Annotated in this window: 16 protein-coding genes; all 16 read right to left on the minus strand. The window is 57.5% G+C overall.

What is annotated here, in order from left to right:
* Positions 1 to 12: 12 nt before the first annotated feature.
* On the minus strand, positions 13 to 3657 hold the full coding sequence (locus tag MHI24_RS03850) for a putative baseplate assembly protein (RefSeq protein ID WP_340024248.1): 3645 nt from the start codon (positions 3655 to 3657) through the stop codon (positions 13 to 15).
* The gene (locus MHI24_RS03855) at positions 3657 to 4052 is read right to left on the minus strand and encodes a GPW/gp25 family protein (RefSeq protein WP_340024249.1); all 396 of its coding nucleotides are present in this window, start codon (positions 4050 to 4052) and stop codon (positions 3657 to 3659) included. The genes MHI24_RS03850 and MHI24_RS03855 overlap by 1 nt, the downstream gene beginning before the upstream one ends.
* A 3-nt stretch (positions 4053 to 4055) precedes the next feature.
* Positions 4056 to 4451 (minus strand): PAAR domain-containing protein, encoded by a 396-nt coding sequence (locus MHI24_RS03860; protein WP_340024250.1) that lies wholly within the window; start codon positions 4449 to 4451, stop codon positions 4056 to 4058.
* Between the two features lie 15 nt (positions 4452 to 4466).
* The gene (locus MHI24_RS03865; RefSeq protein WP_340024251.1) at positions 4467 to 5186 is read right to left on the minus strand and encodes a phage baseplate assembly protein V; all 720 of its coding nucleotides are present in this window, start codon (positions 5184 to 5186) and stop codon (positions 4467 to 4469) included.
* A complete protein-coding gene (locus MHI24_RS03870) occupies positions 5183 to 6226 on the minus strand; it encodes a hypothetical protein (protein WP_340024252.1) in 1044 nt (347 codons plus the stop codon). Before MHI24_RS03870 ends, MHI24_RS03865 begins: the two co-directional genes overlap by 4 nt.
* Positions 6227 to 6245: 19 nt before the next feature.
* Entirely contained in the window at positions 6246 to 6857 is a 612-nt protein-coding gene (locus MHI24_RS03875) for a peptidoglycan-binding protein LysM (RefSeq protein WP_340024253.1), read from the minus strand.
* Positions 6857 to 8419, minus strand: a complete 1563-nt coding sequence (locus tag MHI24_RS03880; protein WP_340024254.1) for a hypothetical protein — start codon at positions 8417 to 8419, stop codon at positions 6857 to 6859. The genes MHI24_RS03875 and MHI24_RS03880 overlap by 1 nt, the downstream gene beginning before the upstream one ends.
* A complete protein-coding gene (locus MHI24_RS03885; protein ID WP_340024255.1) occupies positions 8419 to 8895 on the minus strand; it encodes a phage tail protein in 477 nt (158 codons plus the stop codon). The genes MHI24_RS03880 and MHI24_RS03885 overlap by 1 nt, the downstream gene beginning before the upstream one ends.
* Before the next feature lie 11 nt (positions 8896 to 8906).
* Entirely contained in the window at positions 8907 to 9014 is a 108-nt protein-coding gene (locus MHI24_RS03890) for a DUF6760 family protein (protein WP_340024256.1), read from the minus strand.
* A gap of 74 nt (positions 9015 to 9088) precedes the next feature.
* Entirely contained in the window at positions 9089 to 9457 is a 369-nt protein-coding gene (locus MHI24_RS03895; protein WP_340024258.1) for a hypothetical protein, read from the minus strand.
* Between the two features lie 154 nt (positions 9458 to 9611).
* A complete protein-coding gene (locus MHI24_RS03900; protein WP_238652826.1) occupies positions 9612 to 10055 on the minus strand; it encodes a phage tail protein in 444 nt (147 codons plus the stop codon).
* A 23-nt stretch (positions 10056 to 10078) separates the two neighbouring features.
* Positions 10079 to 11617, minus strand: coding sequence for a phage tail sheath C-terminal domain-containing protein (locus MHI24_RS03905; RefSeq protein ID WP_340024259.1), 1539 nt, complete (start codon positions 11615 to 11617; stop codon positions 10079 to 10081).
* A 144-nt stretch (positions 11618 to 11761) separates the two neighbouring features.
* Positions 11762 to 12334 (minus strand): DUF4255 domain-containing protein, encoded by a 573-nt coding sequence (locus MHI24_RS03910; RefSeq protein ID WP_340024260.1) that lies wholly within the window; start codon positions 12332 to 12334, stop codon positions 11762 to 11764.
* Positions 12335 to 12336: 2 nt separating this feature from the next.
* Positions 12337 to 14643, minus strand: coding sequence for an ATP-binding protein (locus MHI24_RS03915; protein ID WP_340024261.1), 2307 nt, complete (start codon positions 14641 to 14643; stop codon positions 12337 to 12339).
* Between the two features lie 213 nt (positions 14644 to 14856).
* Complete coding sequence (locus MHI24_RS03920; RefSeq protein WP_340024262.1) at positions 14857 to 15324, minus strand: DUF2004 domain-containing protein; 468 nt, start codon at positions 15322 to 15324, stop codon at positions 14857 to 14859.
* Between the two features lie 15 nt (positions 15325 to 15339).
* The gene (locus MHI24_RS03925) at positions 15340 to 17487 is read right to left on the minus strand and encodes an HNH endonuclease (RefSeq protein WP_340024263.1); all 2148 of its coding nucleotides are present in this window, start codon (positions 17485 to 17487) and stop codon (positions 15340 to 15342) included.
* Positions 17488 to 17511: the final 24 nt, after the last annotated feature.

Below are 17511 nucleotides of genomic sequence, written 5' to 3' on the forward strand. Positions count from 1 at the left end.
ACCGGTTGATGCTTACTGCTGCCCGGGCATACAATACGTGCACAGTGCGGCAGCTTCCGGCGGTAATTCGGATAACGCTTTAAGATACCGGCGGTCCTCCATAGCGATGGCATCCAGCCCGCACCCTGCGGCCGTACCGGTCAAATCATGCACCAGTCCTGAACGCTTATCCAGCAGGTAGGGAAAAAGATGCTCCTCCGGTTTGTTCACCAGATGCACTCCGCCGCAGATCAGCTCATCCTCTTCAAGGAAGATATTGTCTGTGCCGATACTGCGGATCTTCAGCGGCGTGGTGTTGATATATTCATCCGTCCGGCTCAGGAAGACGATATCCTTCTCCCGGAACACGGCAGTCTTCACATAGAATGTCGCCGCACCGGAATCCAGCCGGTTCAGGATATAGGTGCGGACGGTCAGATCACCGGTCAGGTCGTATTCCAGATCACTCCCCTCGGGGTAGCTGCGGTCCAGCGGCTCCTCATTCAGGGTCCGGCATTCCAGCAGGTCGCCGTCGATGGACAGAATCATCAGCTCGACCGGCTCAAACGACCGGTAACGGAGCCGGAGAATCGCCTTCTCCTTGAAGCCTCTGAGCACCAGCGATTTCACTTCTGCTCCGGCCTCCACCGGCTCCGCAAGCGCATACTGAATCGCGTTGTCCTCCGAACGGACCATACTGTACTTCGGATAAGCGGCCAGGGGCTTGTAAGGCCCGTTCTCCAGCGGCGCCAGCTTCAGCGTAAAGCACTGCACCGAGGCCTTTACGGCTACGTCAGACACATAGTCCACCCCAGGTGTATTCTTGATGACGGCATAGACCTCGGATACATACAGATTCTGTCCCAGCTCCCAGCCCGTATTGCCGTCGCCCCCATGGAGCGGATGGAAGAACTGCTTCAGATTGTCGATAATCCGGCCCTCCGCCACCTTCCGCTGCTCTGGAGAAGTGAACACCACGTCCGCTTCCACTGCAATGCGGACATAATCGGGCCCGCTCACCCCGATGCCCGGCTCACTGGTGTTCAGCACCGCGGAGATCCGTTCACACAAATAGGCTTCGATCTCGCTGCATAATTCCGGGCTGGGCGCAGGCTTCGGATCATCTGTCTGCGGCACCACGATAACGGTTGCCGTCCCCGGAACGAACGCCAGATCACGGTTCATGGCACTAAGACATTTCACCTTGGCGATCTGGGGCATCGCCTCCCGCACGAGCCATTCCATATCTTCGGCAGTTACGCCCCGGTTCCAGCTCTTCAGCGTATGCGGCCCCCGAAGCTCTGCCTGCTCTGCCTCCTCCTGGTCGAAGCCGCCGTCCGCCGCCACCGGATTGGTCACCGAGTCCAGCCAGCTGAAGCTGTCCCAGATCTTGGTGACCGTGCCTGCAGCCACATTGCCGGAGGAGCCGCCACCGTGCTTATAGTCGCACAGGATGTTGTCAGTCCCGTTTGGAGGAACCATCCCGCTGCGCCCGTCTCCGAACAGGACTGTTCCGCTGCTGCGGTCCAGCACATAGTGTCGGCTGTCCGGACCGGATACCGAGAAGGTATCGACCTCCTCCCACGGCACCCATTCTGCTTGCCCCGCCGCTTCACGGACGCTAAGGCGCTGGCCGGGAAGCACAGGGGGCCGGGACAGCTGGAAGCGCTGATTCTCTTCGCCATTGCTGGAGCCGGGAATTTCGCCGCTGACGGTATTGGAATTCCTGGCCCATACGGCATTGGGAAGAATGGCGTGAACCTCCGGACTGATCTCGAAGTCCCCTTCATCCAGCCGGGCGCGAATCCAATATTGTGCCGTACCGAACAGCGGCCGCATAGCGGTATCGGCCGGGATGGTAAACTGCAGAATCTCTCTGCGGGTGAAGCCTCTAATCTCATCGTTGACACTTAGCGTCAGCCATCTCCGGCCGTCCCAGTACTCCCAGGCGACGACCGGACGCCCCTGCTGCCCGCCGGTCAGCGGGAAGAAGAGCGATACCGGCAGATCGCCGGGATCTTGGTCAAAGCCCAGATAGAAGGTAGGCACAGTCTCCGCACAGGGATAAAAGGGCTTGAACTGCTCCCCTTCGGCCAGACATGCCGCCGTTTTGTCAGCGAAGCTGAAATTGTTCTCGGTGAGCACTGTCTGCGGATGGGCTTCCAGCGTATAGCTGTACGCAATGCTGAGCCTGCGGATGGAGGGCGGTGCATAAGTGGCCGGTGTGACCTTCAGCTTGGCGACATGGATGCTGCCTTCGCCCAGCTGAACCTCTTCATCCTCGTATTCATATTTGGCTTCCTCACCGTAGTTGCCGCCGGTGATCCGGGCGCGGACCCAGTACTGCTCCTCCCCGCCCAGTGTCAGCAGCTGAATTCCCGGACAATCGAAGCTTAACGTTCCGCTCGCCATGAGGCTGCTGACTCTGTGCTGAACCGCATCCGGTGAAGTCGCAGGCTCCCCGTCCGGCTGCTCCTCAAGGCCGGTAATATCCAGCCACTCCCGGCCGTTCCAATATTCCCAGCCGACCTGCACATACGGCGTATCCGGCAGCTTGCTGATTTCCGGCCCGGACAGCTCAAGCTTCAGCGTAATCCGGGCGCCCGGCTTGGAGAAGGCTTCGCTGCAGGCGATATAGAAGGTATCATTCACCTTGGGCTTGTCCCCGAACGGATAATAATCCTTGCCCATATCCATGGAAGTGCCATTGAAAACCGCCACATCTGGCATACGCCGCTCCTGGCGGTCAACGGCCAGCTCCAAAGTGATCTCTTCAATGTCCGGCAGCTGCGTCCCCGGAGCAATAGGCGTGTTCAGCTCGGCATAGAGCCACCCGCTGTGCCACTCCCGCAATGTCCCGGAGGCTTCATACCCGCTAATTGTTTTTGCATGTACCCCGGGCAGGGGATTGAACTGCACGACTGCCCTCCAGGCCGAATCCTCTGCAGCCTCCGCTATGGACGGGAAGACCTGCACAGGGCTTCCTTCTTCATTGAAGCAGAACCAGTCCATCTGCTTCAGCAGCTCCCGGGGGCCGGACTGCTCCTCAGCAGCTCTGGAGAGTGCCGCATCCGGCTTGTTGAAATAGACCGACAGGCGGCTGCCCTCCTCCCGGAATCCGAACAGCTCCGGGTGGCCCAGATATAACCGGTGGACGACGGTGGAGCCGCCCCGGAACAGCTTGGCGGTGCGGCCGCCAGCCTCCCCGGTGAACAAATAATCGTGATTGCTCCACTGGTCCTCCCCGGGATCAAGGCTTACGGCTCTGACCGGCTGCGGACGGATCACTGTCAAGTCCTTCTCCGTCTCAAAAATGATCTCAGGCCCATTCTCCGGCTGGGCGGATACCCGGGTCCCTGCCGGAATCGTGTTGTAGCTGTCCCCCTCCGGCTTCAGCTTGAAGAGCAGCGGGACTTTGGCGGCTCTGGGCGGCGACGGATGAATGCCGATCAGGTTCAGGAAGGCAGTGAAATTCTTTGCAGGCGCCTGGTTCAGCCGGCTGATGACCTTGCCCATCATCCCGGTGAAGATATGCACCAGCGCATCCGCCTTCCGGTCCTGCTCCAGCTCGGTCAGATCACTCCATTCCCGGCTGCAGTACCGGTAGATTAAGCGTCTCAGCTCCGGGACCATCTGCTCCTGGTCCCGCTTGTCAATAACAGGCATATGGTTTGGCATTATTTCCCCACACTTTCAAGGAAGAATGGATAGACCAGGTTATACTTGCTGTTGCTGGCCCTGATTGTATAGTCAATGGACACTTCAAGCTCAGTGCGGTCCGAGCTCGGCGTGACCGTAATATCATCCACTTCAATCCGCGGCTCCCAGTTCTGCAGCGCCTCTTCAATGAAGCTTCGAAGCAGGGTGGCGGTGCTCATGGTGTTCGGCGCGAACACCAGCTCATTCAGCCTGCAGCCGAAGTCCGGCCGCATGACCCGTTCGCCGCGGGCGGTGGACAGAATCAGCATCACCGACTCCCGGATGGAGTCCTCTCCGTCTGAAGAACGGAGGCTGCCCCGCTGCACCGCCAGCGGATGCTTCCAGCCCCGTCCCAAGAAATCTACAACTTCCATAGCTCAGCCTCCTATACTGACCGTTCCCGCTGCAGACACCTTGCCTGCCGGGAGGTCGGCCGGATCATTGCAGGTCAGCGCCGGGTCACCGTTTCTGGCCGCCTTTTTACCGTTAATGCTCACCGTTGCACTCCCGGCGGTAATGGTCCCTTTATTCGCCGGAGGCTTCTGGAACGGGCCTCCCTGCGGAACATGCGCCGGTGTATTGGTCGCCGTAGAATCCACCGTCGCTGCCGGCTGCCCCATAATTCTGACATTGGCGCTCAGCGCGCCGTCCAGAATACCTGTGAAGGGATGGGGCAGGGGGGTCGGCACCAGGCCGCCTCCGGCCGGAAGCATGACGATATGAGTATCGGTAGCCAGAACCCGGTCGCCTTGCTTGGCTGCCGGTTGTCCCATGTGAGCTCCTCCTCTCTAATTGAGATCAATCGCAGCGCCCTGGAGCTTCATACTGGCAGCTGCTTTGATATCCATGCCGGCCTTGGACTCGATACGGGTGCCTGACGCAGACTTCATTTCAATTGATTTCGCGGACAGGGACAGCTTGCCGCCTGCCGTGATTTCAAGCTCCGCACCGGAGGATACCGACACCTTATTCGCCTTGGCATCCAGAATAATCCGGTTCTTGCCCGATTTGTCGCTGATGCAGATCTGCTCTGCCCCGCCCTTGTCATCCAGCTTGATCACATGGCCCTTGGCGGAGGTCAGCGTAATGCTCTCTTCCCCCTTGGTGTCGGCAAACTGCAGCACATGCCCGCTGCGGGACTTGAACAGCCGGATATTGTTCTTGCCGTCCTTGTTGGTCTCCGGCGGAACATCCTTCCCGTTCCACAAGGACCCGATCACATAGGGGCGGTTGACATCCCCGTTCTCGAACACAACCAGCACCTCATCCTCCACCTCCGGCAGGCAAAAGGCACCGCGCCCCTTCCCGGCCATCCAGGAGGCCATACGCGCCCAGTTGGATTCCTGCATCCCCATCAGCGGAATCTTCACCTTCACCCGTCCGGGGCCGGGCTGGTCCGCATGGTTCGCCGAGTCGTTATGGATCACAATCCCCACCATCACCCCGAAGATCCGTCCTTCGTTCATGATGCTGTCCATAAAATTGGTAATTCCGGGTCCCTCACTCATAGGCCAGTCCTCTTCACCTTAAAAGTCGTTGTATACCCCTTACTGTCAAATTTGTGCACTGTAGATACAATGTAATAAATCCCGCTGAAGCGCTCGCCCATGCCGAGCAGCTTCACGGTCTGTCCGGCCCGGAGCTGCGGATTCCCCCAGCACATGCCTTCCCCGGCGATGAATTCGCGCAGGCGGCTGTTATATGCGGCGGCTGCCATCACCTTCGCCTCGTTCATATCCAGCAGATGCTCGGCCATAATCACAATCGGCGATTCCCCGACCGCTTTGGCGCTTAAGGAGAAGCCGCTTTCCTGGCCGCCCATCTTCGTCGTTTCGTCACCGCTTTTGGCTTCGGCCACAAGCTCCTTTTTTTCCTTCACATCCCAGCCCTTGACCTTCACCTGGCTGCCCCGGGTTAGCGCCCGCAGCTCCAGATTCAGCCGTTCGAAATCCTTCTTGAAGCTCATCTCCGGCAGCACCGGCGCCTTCACCGATCTGGACTTGACAAAGTTCAGCTTCTTATCGTCCGCGTACAGCTCATAATCGAGCAGCGCCGCCCGCTCCAGCAGAAACTCGTAATTGCTCTGGTTGTTCTGAAAAAGATATGGATGTACCGTGCCCGTATCCTCCACCACCGGAGTCAGCCCATGCTCCTTGGCGATCTCGGCTGCAATATCACTGTCCTTCTTCTTCAGGAACACCTTGCTCCGCGTCCCCGAGCGCAGCCGGTGCAGCAGATCATACCCGCGGATATCCAGCACAGAGTGCTCCCCGAAATTCAGGTCCAGCGAGGTGATCTCGCCGCTGATCATCAGCTCCGGCTGGTCGAGTCCGAGCGACAGCTTCAGCGGATCGCCCGGCTTCAGGCTGCCCAGATCGGTGCCCCGCCACATGCCGCTTGCGGAATTCACCATATTCAGCTGAATCGAGAACAGGGCCGGCAGATTAAGCTCATCCTCTACCGTGACCCCTTCCACCGCAGCCGTCAGCTCAGGGGACAGCTGGCTTCCGTTCAGCTCTATTTTGTATTTCGCAACACTGGTGCTCATGCAATCCCCGCCCTCATCCTTAATCCGGGATCACCAGGGTTCTCCCGATATCATTCGTTCCAGGAAAGCCGACCGGATTAACAATCCGGTTCAGCTCGGCGATCCTGCGCCAGGCCAGCGGCTCCTTCAGCGCCTCACTGGCAATAAGGTCCAGCCGGTCACCGCTCTTGACCACCCACAGCTTCCGGCAGGCATTCAGGCCCTGGCTGTCTTCAACCGTCTTGTCCGGCTCATCCGTGATGAAGGTAACATCAAGCAGCGAACGGACCGGCGTGCCGTTATCCATGAACATCGTGAACTTCTGCTCGATCTTGCTAAGCAGGCCGCGGTAGGTGAACCCGCCCCAGACGAACATGCAGACCGGCGGCCGCTTCGTGCTTTTGCCGCTGACCTTGGGGTCCAGCAGCGAGGTTAACTGCCTCGTCTTCTTGCGTACATCCTTCCGCTGCTCATAAGTATCGTAGAATAAGGAGACCTTGAACTCCGGTGTCTCCGTAATCTGAAACTGCTTGTTGTTCTTCTCCCCCGTATATTTGCCTTCGTAGGATACGGTGTACTCATTGGGGTTGAACATCACCTCAATCGCACCGACGGGCATATCCAGAGGAATAATCTTCGCTTTCTCCGCCATTATCTAAGTCCCCTCCGATCCTTGCGAATGGCTATTCTCTTCTCCAGCACCTGATAGACCTGCTCAGCGAGCCGATTCAGCGCCGCAGCATCCATCGGTGCTGCGGCCGGTGCCGCTTTGGCGTCCGCCCGGACCGGGGGCGGGGGCGGTTCCTGGAGCATGCGCTGAAGCTGCTGCTGCACCGGCTCCGGCAGAGAAGCCTGCGCCGCTTCCGGCTTGCGCAGCACCAGCCGGCTTGCGCTGCCAGCAGGCGGCAGCTCCGCTTCCGGCACAAGGCCCGCGCTATGGCGCAAGCCTTGGTGCCTTCCGGCCGGCCGCGCCGCCGGAGACGGCCGCCTTGCGGCCGTGTACACCGGCCCGCCCTCCGGCGCGGCGGCCGGGCGCTCTTCCGGGGCTGCCGGTTGCCCGGCTCCGGCGGACCGCAGGCTGGCCCCATGCCGGGCCAGCGCCGGAGAGGCTGCCGTTGGCGGCAATAGCCCCAGCGGCTGGCGCATGCGCAGCGGCGGCGGGAGCGCCTGCATGCGCTGCGCTGGCAGCAGCCTCGGCTGGGAGGCTGCGGACACAGGCAGCAGGGGATGGCTGTTCCCCTGCATAGCCTCTGGCGGCACCAATATCCCTGCCGCCGGAGGGTGCTCCAGCGCAGCTGCCAGCTGCTGCGCTAATACGAGGCGCAGCCCGGGGCTGCCCGGAGCAGAAGCTTGCGGAGCGGAAAAATCCGCTCTCATGCTCAAGTCCGGAGGCTGCTGCCGCTGCACCATTGCTGTCCGGCGCCCGCCCGGGGCTGCCCCGCTCAAAGGCTCCCGCGCCCCGGCTGCTCCCGGAGCCGCTAGAGCTGCCGGCGTGGCCGGTTGCCGCCCCGCAGAACGGTCATGCCCTGCGGCAGCTTCCCGGTGCAGGCTATATGCCCGCAGCACCTGCTGCTGGCGGCGGGCGGCGTAAGCCTGCTCCCGTGAATTCACGGGAGCAGAAGCACCGCCTGGCCGCTCCGCGTTCTCCCCAGCCGCCGCTGCCCCGGATGGCAGCGGCGGAACGGCAGGCTGAGGCACGGCTGCCATCCGCACCTGCCCCGCTTCAACAGCAGCTGCATCTGGAGGCTGCTCCGTGCTACCCGCAGGGCCAATAGTTCGCTGCACTGTTGTTACAAGATGTTCTCTGCCCTGCCGCTTGCGGACTTCCGCTTGAAATTCGTGCAAGGAGCCGAGCCTCTCCGCTGCCGGAAGCACAACACGCTGCAGACGTTCGCCACTGCCTGCTCTTGCGTTCCTGGAACTGGTCCCCGGTGCAACAACGCCCTGAGTGACCAGCAGAAGACGGCTGGCTGGTCCGGCTTCCTCTCTGATCCGGGTTACAGGATGATAGATGGCAGAATGGAACTGCTGAATCACCGTGTCCGCAGGCTGCGCGGCTTCCGGTTCAGCGAACGGCCAGAGCCACTGCCGCAGAATTAGACCGGGAAGCTGGCGCTTCCAGCGGCGGATGCCGTATTTTTCCAGAATAGCCTGAATGAATGCCGAAGGCGCCTGCACTCCCGGTGAAGCCATGGTCTGAAGACGCTGCTTCATTACCGGTACCTGTACAGCCCGTTGTGGGTCAGCACCAGACTCTCCACTGCCACCGCGCTGCTGCCGGCGCTGAACGCCGGCCCTTCCCATTTGATCGGGCAGGCTTCAATGAAGTTCCACCAGACCTTGGGCGTGCCGGAATGATCCAGCAGGCAAATGGACCCGCTGCGCCGCCTGATGACGCCGTTCACCACATTCTGATACCAGTTCCAGAGATATTCATCGCTCGTCACCCCGTTCTTCAGCGTCAGGTCCGAGTATTTGGACGGCCCCAGGAATGCGAATTCCCTGTGGTTCTCCCCGCCGAAGCTTTTGCGCTCCACCTGTGTCTCCACACTGAGGCCTGAGACCTCGGAGAACCCGGCAACGGAGATTCCGTCAATCTCCACCATGAAGTTGAAGGCCGGATAGGGATCCTCCCGGTAGCCGGGCACCCAGCTGCGTTTCGCGCCGATATTTAGCATATTTGCCTTCATGTTATCCTCTCCTACACCTCAAAGAAGTTCTTCTTCTCTTCCCCGCCGCTCAGCTTCTGGTTGATTTTGCTGACCTCGCTGCACCAGCGTTCCCGCTCGGCATGCTCCAGGTTCAGCACAGCAGTATAGTCCCAATGCAGATAGTAGGTCAGAAAGGCTACCTCCTCGTAGAGGCGGTCAAGGGGGTAGCCGATTATTCCCCCGGCGGCTCCAGCTCAAGCTCGAAGCGCTGCTCGCATTTGGGGCAGACCGCCTGGACCGCATTACTACCGCTCTGGTTGATCCGGTTATACATCTCCTGCAAATAGGCAAAATCCGCCGTATACAATTCTTCAATCACCCGCGGTGTAATCATGCCCAGCCCGCCCAGTGTGGTGACAACCCGCGAGAGCAGAATCACTGTCAGGTAGGCAGGGTTCTGCTGGACCCGGGAATCCCGGAGCGGCGTAATCTCATCGGCTGCGGTCGCCAGACGCATGGTGCCCTGCTTATGCAGCGTACCGGTCTCATCCACATACCCTTTAGGCAGGGTGAAGTTGAATTCCGTTTGCAAAAGTTCCATAATTTCCTCCGTTTCTTCTTCAGCACATTGGCGCTGCCCCGGCATGCTTCCGCTTTTCCCTCCGTATTCCCCGCTGTGAATTTGATGTCCATACCGTCCTATCGTTTATGTTGGCGTATGACATCAAATCCGCAAATGACGGGGAGCCGGAAGACTATCTCACTCTGCGGACGCCTTCATGCACCAGCTCCATCGATTCGACGGAGACCTCGTTGCCCTTGGCGCTGAGGGCGCTGACGTCATACTTGATCGGCCAGGCTTCAAGGATATCCCACTGGGCCTTGTCATTGCCTTCCTCATCCACCAGGATGATCGACAAGCTCTTGCGGTTCTTAAGCGCACCCTTGTCTTCAATCGACTTGCGCCAGTTGTAGAGCTCCAGGGAGTCGGTCAGCCCTTTTTTCAAGGTAATGTTGCCGAATTTGGTTAAGCCGGACAGCTTGCGTGAATGGGGGGCGTCGATGCCCTCACGGTAATCTACAGCCTCTGTGGACGTATCTGGAATCGTTGCGTCTGCGAAGGCTGCGGTCTGAATCCCGTCAATCACCACCCGGAAGCGGTAATTGCGGTATGGGTCCAATCTTTTGCCGGTTGCCATGGGATTAGTCTCCTCTCAATCTCTTATTTGGACAGGGTCTTCTGGCTGACCCGGATCACTACGAATTCAGCAGGCTTGACCGGGGCCACGCCCACCTCAATAATCAGCTGCCCTGCATCCCGCACGGCAGGCGGGTTATTCTCCTCGTCCACTTTGACGAAAAAGGCTTCCTCCTGCGTAGTCCCGTACAGCGCACCGTCTCTCCACACCCGGGTCAGGAAGGCCGTCAGATTGCGCTTCACCTTGCCCCACAGGCTCGGGTCATTCGGCTCAAACACCACCCACTGGCTGCCCTCGTCCAGCGATTCCTCAATGTACATCATCAGGCGCCGCACGTTGACATAGTGCCATTCCGAATCGGAGGACAGCGTTCTGGCCCCCCAGACGCAAATGCCTTCCGGCAGGGAACGGATCACGTTGATGCCGCCCGGATTGAGCAGCTCCTGCTCCGCCTTGGTGATAACCTTCTCAATGCCGACGACGGAATCCAGATAGCCGTCCGTTGTACCTGCCGGTGCCTTGTGGACACCACGCACGGAATCGACATAGGCATAGGTTCCGGCAATCGCGCCTGAAGGCGGCACCAGCTTCTGCTTTCCGGTGAGCGGATCGTTAATGTAGACCCATGGATAATACAGCGCACCATAAGAGGTGTTGAAGGAATTGCCCGAGTAATCGCCCGCGCCTTCCTTGAAATCCTTCACTTCCAGCGGGCTTAAGCCGTGCGGAGGATCTACGATGAAGATGCAGTCTTTTCTCAGCTTGCAGTAGTTCAGCATGTCCAGGATCGTGCCCCGGCTGTAGGCCATATCCGCAAGGTCCGGCGCCGCTACAATGTTGATGTTGTCCAGGGTATCGAACGCGTGAATCCCCGACCGGCTGTCCGAATCGCCCAGGAAATCAATCGGTGACATCCCGTTCACCCCGCCGCTCAGCGACAGTGCTGCCTCATTGAAGGCCGGCGTCTTCTCCATGTTCTCCAGAATGGTCAGATCGACCAGCGGCTTCACCTTGACAAAAGCGGACACCTGATTGATCTTCTCCTCGAAATTGATCAGCAGCATGTTGTCGAAAATTTCGACGATTTTGCCATCCTCATCCTCACCGGAGTATTCATCGTCAAACTCGCTGTCCAGCATATACTGCACAACCATCTTGAAGCCGAACTGCTGCTTGTTGGAGGACTGGCTGATCTTGACCGAAATCCGGTTGCCCCACTCCCCTTCGGAGCGTGCCACCACCTTGAACAGATCCAGGTTGTCCGTGTCTCTGACCGTCAGGGCCGCAGGCTGAATGTCCTTAGGCGCTGCTCTGACCACGTAGCACGAAGTGCCGCCTTCCGCAAAAAAGTTATACACGGCATAAGCCAGATAGCCATTGGGGATGAATTGGCCGAATTCGTTGACGAATTGGCTCCAGTTCGTGACCAGCACCGCTTTGCCGATTACGCCTTTCTCGGCGATCCCGACAAATGCCCCTACTGAGGTGCCCACGCCGGCAATCGGCTTGACCCCGCTTGAGACTTCCTCTACATACACTCCTGGCGACAGATAATTTGCCATCTCTTACCCTCCTAAAGTTTGGTTAACCTGTGTTTCTGTTCATTTTGCTTCCTGCGCTGCATCTGAGCTCGCTTCTGAACGGGCTGTGCAATAAGTTCCCTCCATGAATCACTCCCTTCGCCGCAGGAGCCCGGGCCTGCCAGTCTAAATGGGATGGATGCCCAGTTCCTTCACCTGAACCCGCGGAATCGTCATTGTCTTATCCGCAGGCAGCCGCACCGGCGATACCAGATAGGACAGGCTGACCTTGGCCGGCTTCCCCGGAAATACCTCCCACAGCTGCTTGATATCCTGAATGGTCAGGTTGTTGTAGGAGATCCGGATTTTCTCATTGCCGCATTCGGCCAGATTGCCCTTCAGATCCGTGCCGCTGAGCACCGGATGCTCATGGAACAGCTGAAAGATCCGGCCCAGAATCAGCTGCTCGGTCTCTCTGTCCTTGGCATACGGCGTGAGCAGATAATACAAATCCAGATAAGCCGGAGGATACGCGAACTGATTCGTCCCGGCGGTCTCCTCCTTCTCGCTGTTGCGCATACTCGGGCTATGGCTCAGATAATACAAGCACATCGAGAGCTTCATCGTGGAGCTGTCAATGTCGCTCGGTGAACCAAAGCTGATGAAGCTGTCATCGTTCAGCTCGGGCACATGCGCCTTGAGCAGCGCCTTCAGGCTGGTGCTGACATCTCTTATTACCGTACCGTTATCCACGGCCATGCTTATTTCACCTCAATCAGTGTGTGATAGGGAGCGTAATCCGACTGGAGGAAGGTCCGGCCCAGCTTGAGATATTCTCTTTTGGCGGCCAGCATAATCTGCTTCATCCCGATCGGACAGCCCTCATGCGCCGCATAAAAAGCCGCATTCAAGGCAATGTTCTTGATGTTCCCCCCGGCCAGCATGAACTTCTCCGCCATGAAGTCATAGTCGATTCCCGGATCAAGCGGCGCGCCCGCCGGGAACATCCCCCGCCAGATCAGCTCGCGCTGCGGCTTCTCCGGGAACGGGAACTCCAGCTTGAAGTGCAGCCGGCGCGCAAAGGCATCATCCAGATTCTGATTCAGATTGGTCGCCAGAATGACAATCCCCGTGTATTCCTCCATCTTCTGCAGCAGATAGCTGATCTCGACATTGGCATACCGGTCATGTGCATCCTTGACCTCTGAGCGCTTGCCGAACAAGGCATCCGCTTCATCGAAAAAGAGAATGGCGTTCGAGGTCTCCGCCTCATCGAAAATCCGCGACAGATTCTTCTCCGTCTCCCCGACGTATTTGCTCACAATCTGCGAGACATCGATCTTGTAGAGCTCCAGGCTCAGCTCTGTCGCAATGACTTCGGCCGCCATCGTCTTCCCCGAGCCCGGCGGGCCGGAGAACAGGATGTTGAGCCCTTTGCCGAGGGAGAGCCGTCCTGCAAAGCCCCACTCGCCATAGACCAGCGCCCGGTACTTCACCTGGCGGCAGATTTCCTTAAGCTGGTTCAACTGCTCCCCGGGAAGCACCAGCATGTCCCAGGTATACATGGCCTGGATCTTGTCAGCCAGCGTCTGGATTCTGCGGCTGGACTGGAAGTAACACGCCTGGTAGAGATCGCTTGCGCTCATCTCCCCCTCCGGGGAGCCTCTCCACCACGCGAGGCTCTCACCTGCGTTCAGCGCCCCCCGGATCTGGCTGGCGGTGAAGCGGAAGCTGCCGCTGAGCTCCTCCAGGTCGACCTCCGGAGACAGCCAGTATTCCCGGCTGAAGTCTGACCAGATCGTCTTGCGGGCGGCCGCATCCGGGAAGGGCAGGTCGAGCTGCATGAACTGCAGGGGCAGCCCGGTCAGGCTGACTCCCCACGGCGCTTCTCCCAGAATGAACGTCAGCGGTGCACAGGCTGCCAGCATCTCCATCAGGAGGCGTATCTGCAGACTGTAGCGGTCATCTCCGGTGACGATGCTGTCGAAGCCGGTAAAGAGAAGCGCCGCCTGCGCAAGCATCGCGTGCCGTCCCAGCAGTCTCAGCCGCCCGCTGAACTCCGCCTCCGGGTGCAGCAGCTTCGCAATATCCACCGTCAGCACAGAGTACCCGAGCTGGCTGCAGACCCTGCGGATGCCGCTGCGCTTCGCGGCCTCATCCGGGCCGCTGCAGTAGAGCAGGCTGCCGGGGCTGCGCGCCCCGCCGCTGCTGTAATGCTGCACGAACCGGAGCAGCTTCTGCGCAAGCTCCGGCGGGAAGCCGGTCTGCGCCGGAAGCGGCACCAGGCAGAGCTCTGCCGTCTCCCGCAGACGCTCGTCCAGCACCTCGTAGCCAAGCAGCAGGCTTACCGCCCAGTCCTCCAGCTTCAGCGGCCGAGCCAGCAGGGGGCTCAGGCTGTCGCCGTATTCCCCCCGCCGCTCCAGCAGCTTCATCAGCGGCGCATCTCCCTCGAACAGCAGGCGGGCCGCCAATCGCTCTTCCTCCGCTGTCCCGGCGAACAAATCCAGCACAAGCTCCACCGACGGCCGCCTGTCCGACATGTCGTTCTGCAGGTACGCGTAGATGCGCCCGTACTTGGAATCCAGCTCCGGTGCCAGGCAGGCCACCAGGATGCTTAGCTCAAGCCCTGACAGGCTGAGCCTGGAAGCCACATGCGGGAGCATCAGGCGGGGAGCGGTGCCACCGGACTGCCCCGAGGTTGCCCCTTGGCTGGCCTTCAGCCGGGCAGAGATCCGCTGCTCCAGATGACTAATTTCCGATGTTAGCTGACTTATTGTACGCTCATTCCCGGTACCGTCATCCAGCAATTCATGGATCTCACTGTCCAGCAGCGCCAGCTCAGAAGAACCCGGCGGCGCCTCCAGCAGCCTGAGCTGCAGCCGCAGCTGCAACCGCTGCAGCTCCTCGGCCAGATGCTCGTGGTTCGAGGTATACGGCGGTGCAAGGTCTGATTCGGGAGCTGCAGCAGGAGTGATTACTTGCAGAGCAGGTGCTTCGTCCCGCTCAACAATAACGTCAGCTTCCGCAGCCCCCAGACGAAAGGTTCTGGCCAATCTTTTGAATTTCATCGGCAGTTTCGTTCCTCACTCTATATTTTCTTGCTCATCTATAAAGTAAGTTTTGGACGGGGGAATACAACTGGGGGAGGGGAGAGAATTTTCAAACTTTGAGATAAATAAAAAAGAGTGCATTATGGAATTTCCCACAATACACTCTTTTCTTGATAGATATTGGTTTCCCCTTGATATCTCAGAAATTCGTCCATTTTATAAATATGACGGTTAAATTGCCACATCCTGATAGCCGACTTTTAAAACTTGTTCATTAACTACACGAAGACCCAAGCCATTCTCGTTATCCCAAGTACAATCAAACGTAATCCCTATATCTCTGCCTTCATTAATGTCTGGAAACGGAATAGTTATTCCTGACAATGATATATAATTTAATAATTGATCTGTCGATGTAATTAACGGATAACTTTCATTAACTTCCACATCATAACCAAGCTCATGTCTCTTCTGAATATAATATTTCAAAATTGCGTCTATGAAACTATGCTGCAACTCCCCCCAATGTTGCATTAATGAAGAATATGATTCATATTGTTCTTCATCAATCTCTTCATCTTCTTCACCATCAATCATTATTGATATCTCATATTCCTTTCCAAAAAATTCAATAGTGGTATCTTTTGTCCAACCAAATTCATAGTTCAGTTCACCAAAAATCTCATCATCTATAATCATTCCAATGCCTCCTCTTTATTTATTAGCAAATCCACCAAACTCAAATGCTCCTGCATTTATTTCCCCTACCCCACCCAGGTGTCCAAATGTATCATTGATCTCTGTGGGAACGAGCTGTAGAGTTTTTACATCATTTAGCTCATGCCAAGTTAAACCGTTTCTATTTCGATATTTTGCTACATCTGATCTTTTAATTGATCCTGCTTTCATTCCAAACCGACGTGCTAATTCAGGGGAGGCATTAAGCTGATCAACTAATTTTAAATCCGCTTGGGCAAAATTAATACGTCGAGCCTTTTTCCCCATACCCCCTACTCCCCCTAGCATATGATCTACTTCCACCTGAGCTTTTGCAACAGGCGAGAAGTCAGGAACCGAGTTTTTGTATTCGATTCCCTTAACTCCAGCATCATCTAGTATTTGTTTTAATTTTGGATCTGCGGGTTGCTTGAGAGTAGCCAATGATTCACCTCTAGTTGCCTCAAAGCTTACTTTTACATTCTTTTTACCAGGTGTTTGATGTAATCTATCTTGATAAGAACTAGCAAACTCGGTCTGTTTGAATGCCGGAGGAACATCAGTATCAGGCAATTTAATACTATCAAAATCAATCTTACCATCTGGTTTGGCGACTGCTCTATTATAAATATCAATTCTCTCAGATGGTTTCAGACTCTTAATCTTATCCAGTTCAGCCTGAGTACTGATCCCTGCTTTTCTTCCATCCAGACTATCAACTTCTTGAATCGTTCCATCAGCCAGCAGCACCCAAGGATTAACCTCGCCATATAGACGGATATGCTTGCCCTTGCGCTCCAGCTTGAACTTCTTGAACTTGAATTTCTGCAGAATCCGGTCCAGCAGGCCCCGGAGCTTTTTGGCCCCCTTCATGAGCCCCTTTTGCAGGCTCTTAATCACGATTTTACCGTTACGTATGATCATGCTGCCGCTCTTGGAGGCCAGCTTGGCTCCGGATTTCAGCAGGCTCTTGATGCCTTTGGCACCTGCGCCTACAGCGTTTTTCACACCGCTGGCTGCCGCGCCGGCGCCTTTCTTGACAGCTTGTCCGGCTTTCTTCACGCCGGCCCCGATGGCCTTGAAGCCAACTGCCATCGCCAGCTCAACCAGTCCCATCGCCAGTGCAGCGGCGAGCGCTATCGCGGCAGGCTCAATCATCTTCTGCCAGCCCTGGCTCAGGTAGGTCCCGATGTAGCCGGCGGCTTGCGCCAGGCTCTGTGCGACAGACACAATCGCCTGAGCCTGCATGACAACCGTAATGATATTAAGGATCGGGGGAATGAGAACCGTAACGGCCCCGCCCGTGGCGACAAAAGCAACGCCAGCCACAACCAATACTCCCGCGATACCTGCAATAATCTGTAAACCATGGGCCTTCATCCATTTTATTACATATGATTTAATTTGGTCAAACAGCATTTTCGCATTGTTCGCGCGCAGCTTGGCTCCGTCTGCTATTTTGCCGCCAAGGCTCTGCTTCGCTGCCCCGGTGTCGAATTCGGCCATTATGCTGTCCATCGTGGCCGGGTCACGGCTGCCGGGCATCTCCTTCGTTTCCCCATCCTTAAGATTGGCTTCCTGCACCAGTGCCGGGTCCATTTCGCCCTGCTCCACCGACTCCATCTCAATGTCCTCGGCGCTCAGCTTCTCGTTCGCTGCTGCACCAGCACCAGCTCCCTCCGCCTGCTCTACTTCCCCGCCTTCCACAGCTCCGCCGCCCATCGGCTTCGAAATATCTACGCCCAGCAGATACTCCCACATCTTGCCTTCCAGATGGCTGAAGGAACGCTTCGCCGCCTGGCCGAGCGCGCCGATCCGGGACATCACATCCAGGAACGTGGCAATCAGCAGACTGCCCAGGGTGGAGATCAGCTTGGAGTAGAAGTTCTGCACCGCGGCCAGCGCCTGATCCACCTTGGCGGCCAGGAAATCCATGACCTGTGTGACTTTGGTCTTCAGCTTCTGCGCCAGCTGGTTCACGGCCTGGACAGCCTTGTTGACCACACTGTCGATTTTGCTGCAGATTTTGGCGGCAATGCCGGGGAATTTGGCAAAGACCACGGACACCAGCTTCTTCAGCAGTGCGCCTAAGCCCTTGATCAGGGTGGTGATCAGCCGGCGGCCCAGTTCAATAATGCCCAGCACCGCCTGCTTCGCTTTCTCAAAAAT

This window comes from Paenibacillus sp. FSL K6-1096 (assembly GCF_037977055.1).
Lineage (GTDB): Bacteria > Bacillota > Bacilli > Paenibacillales > Paenibacillaceae > Paenibacillus_AQ.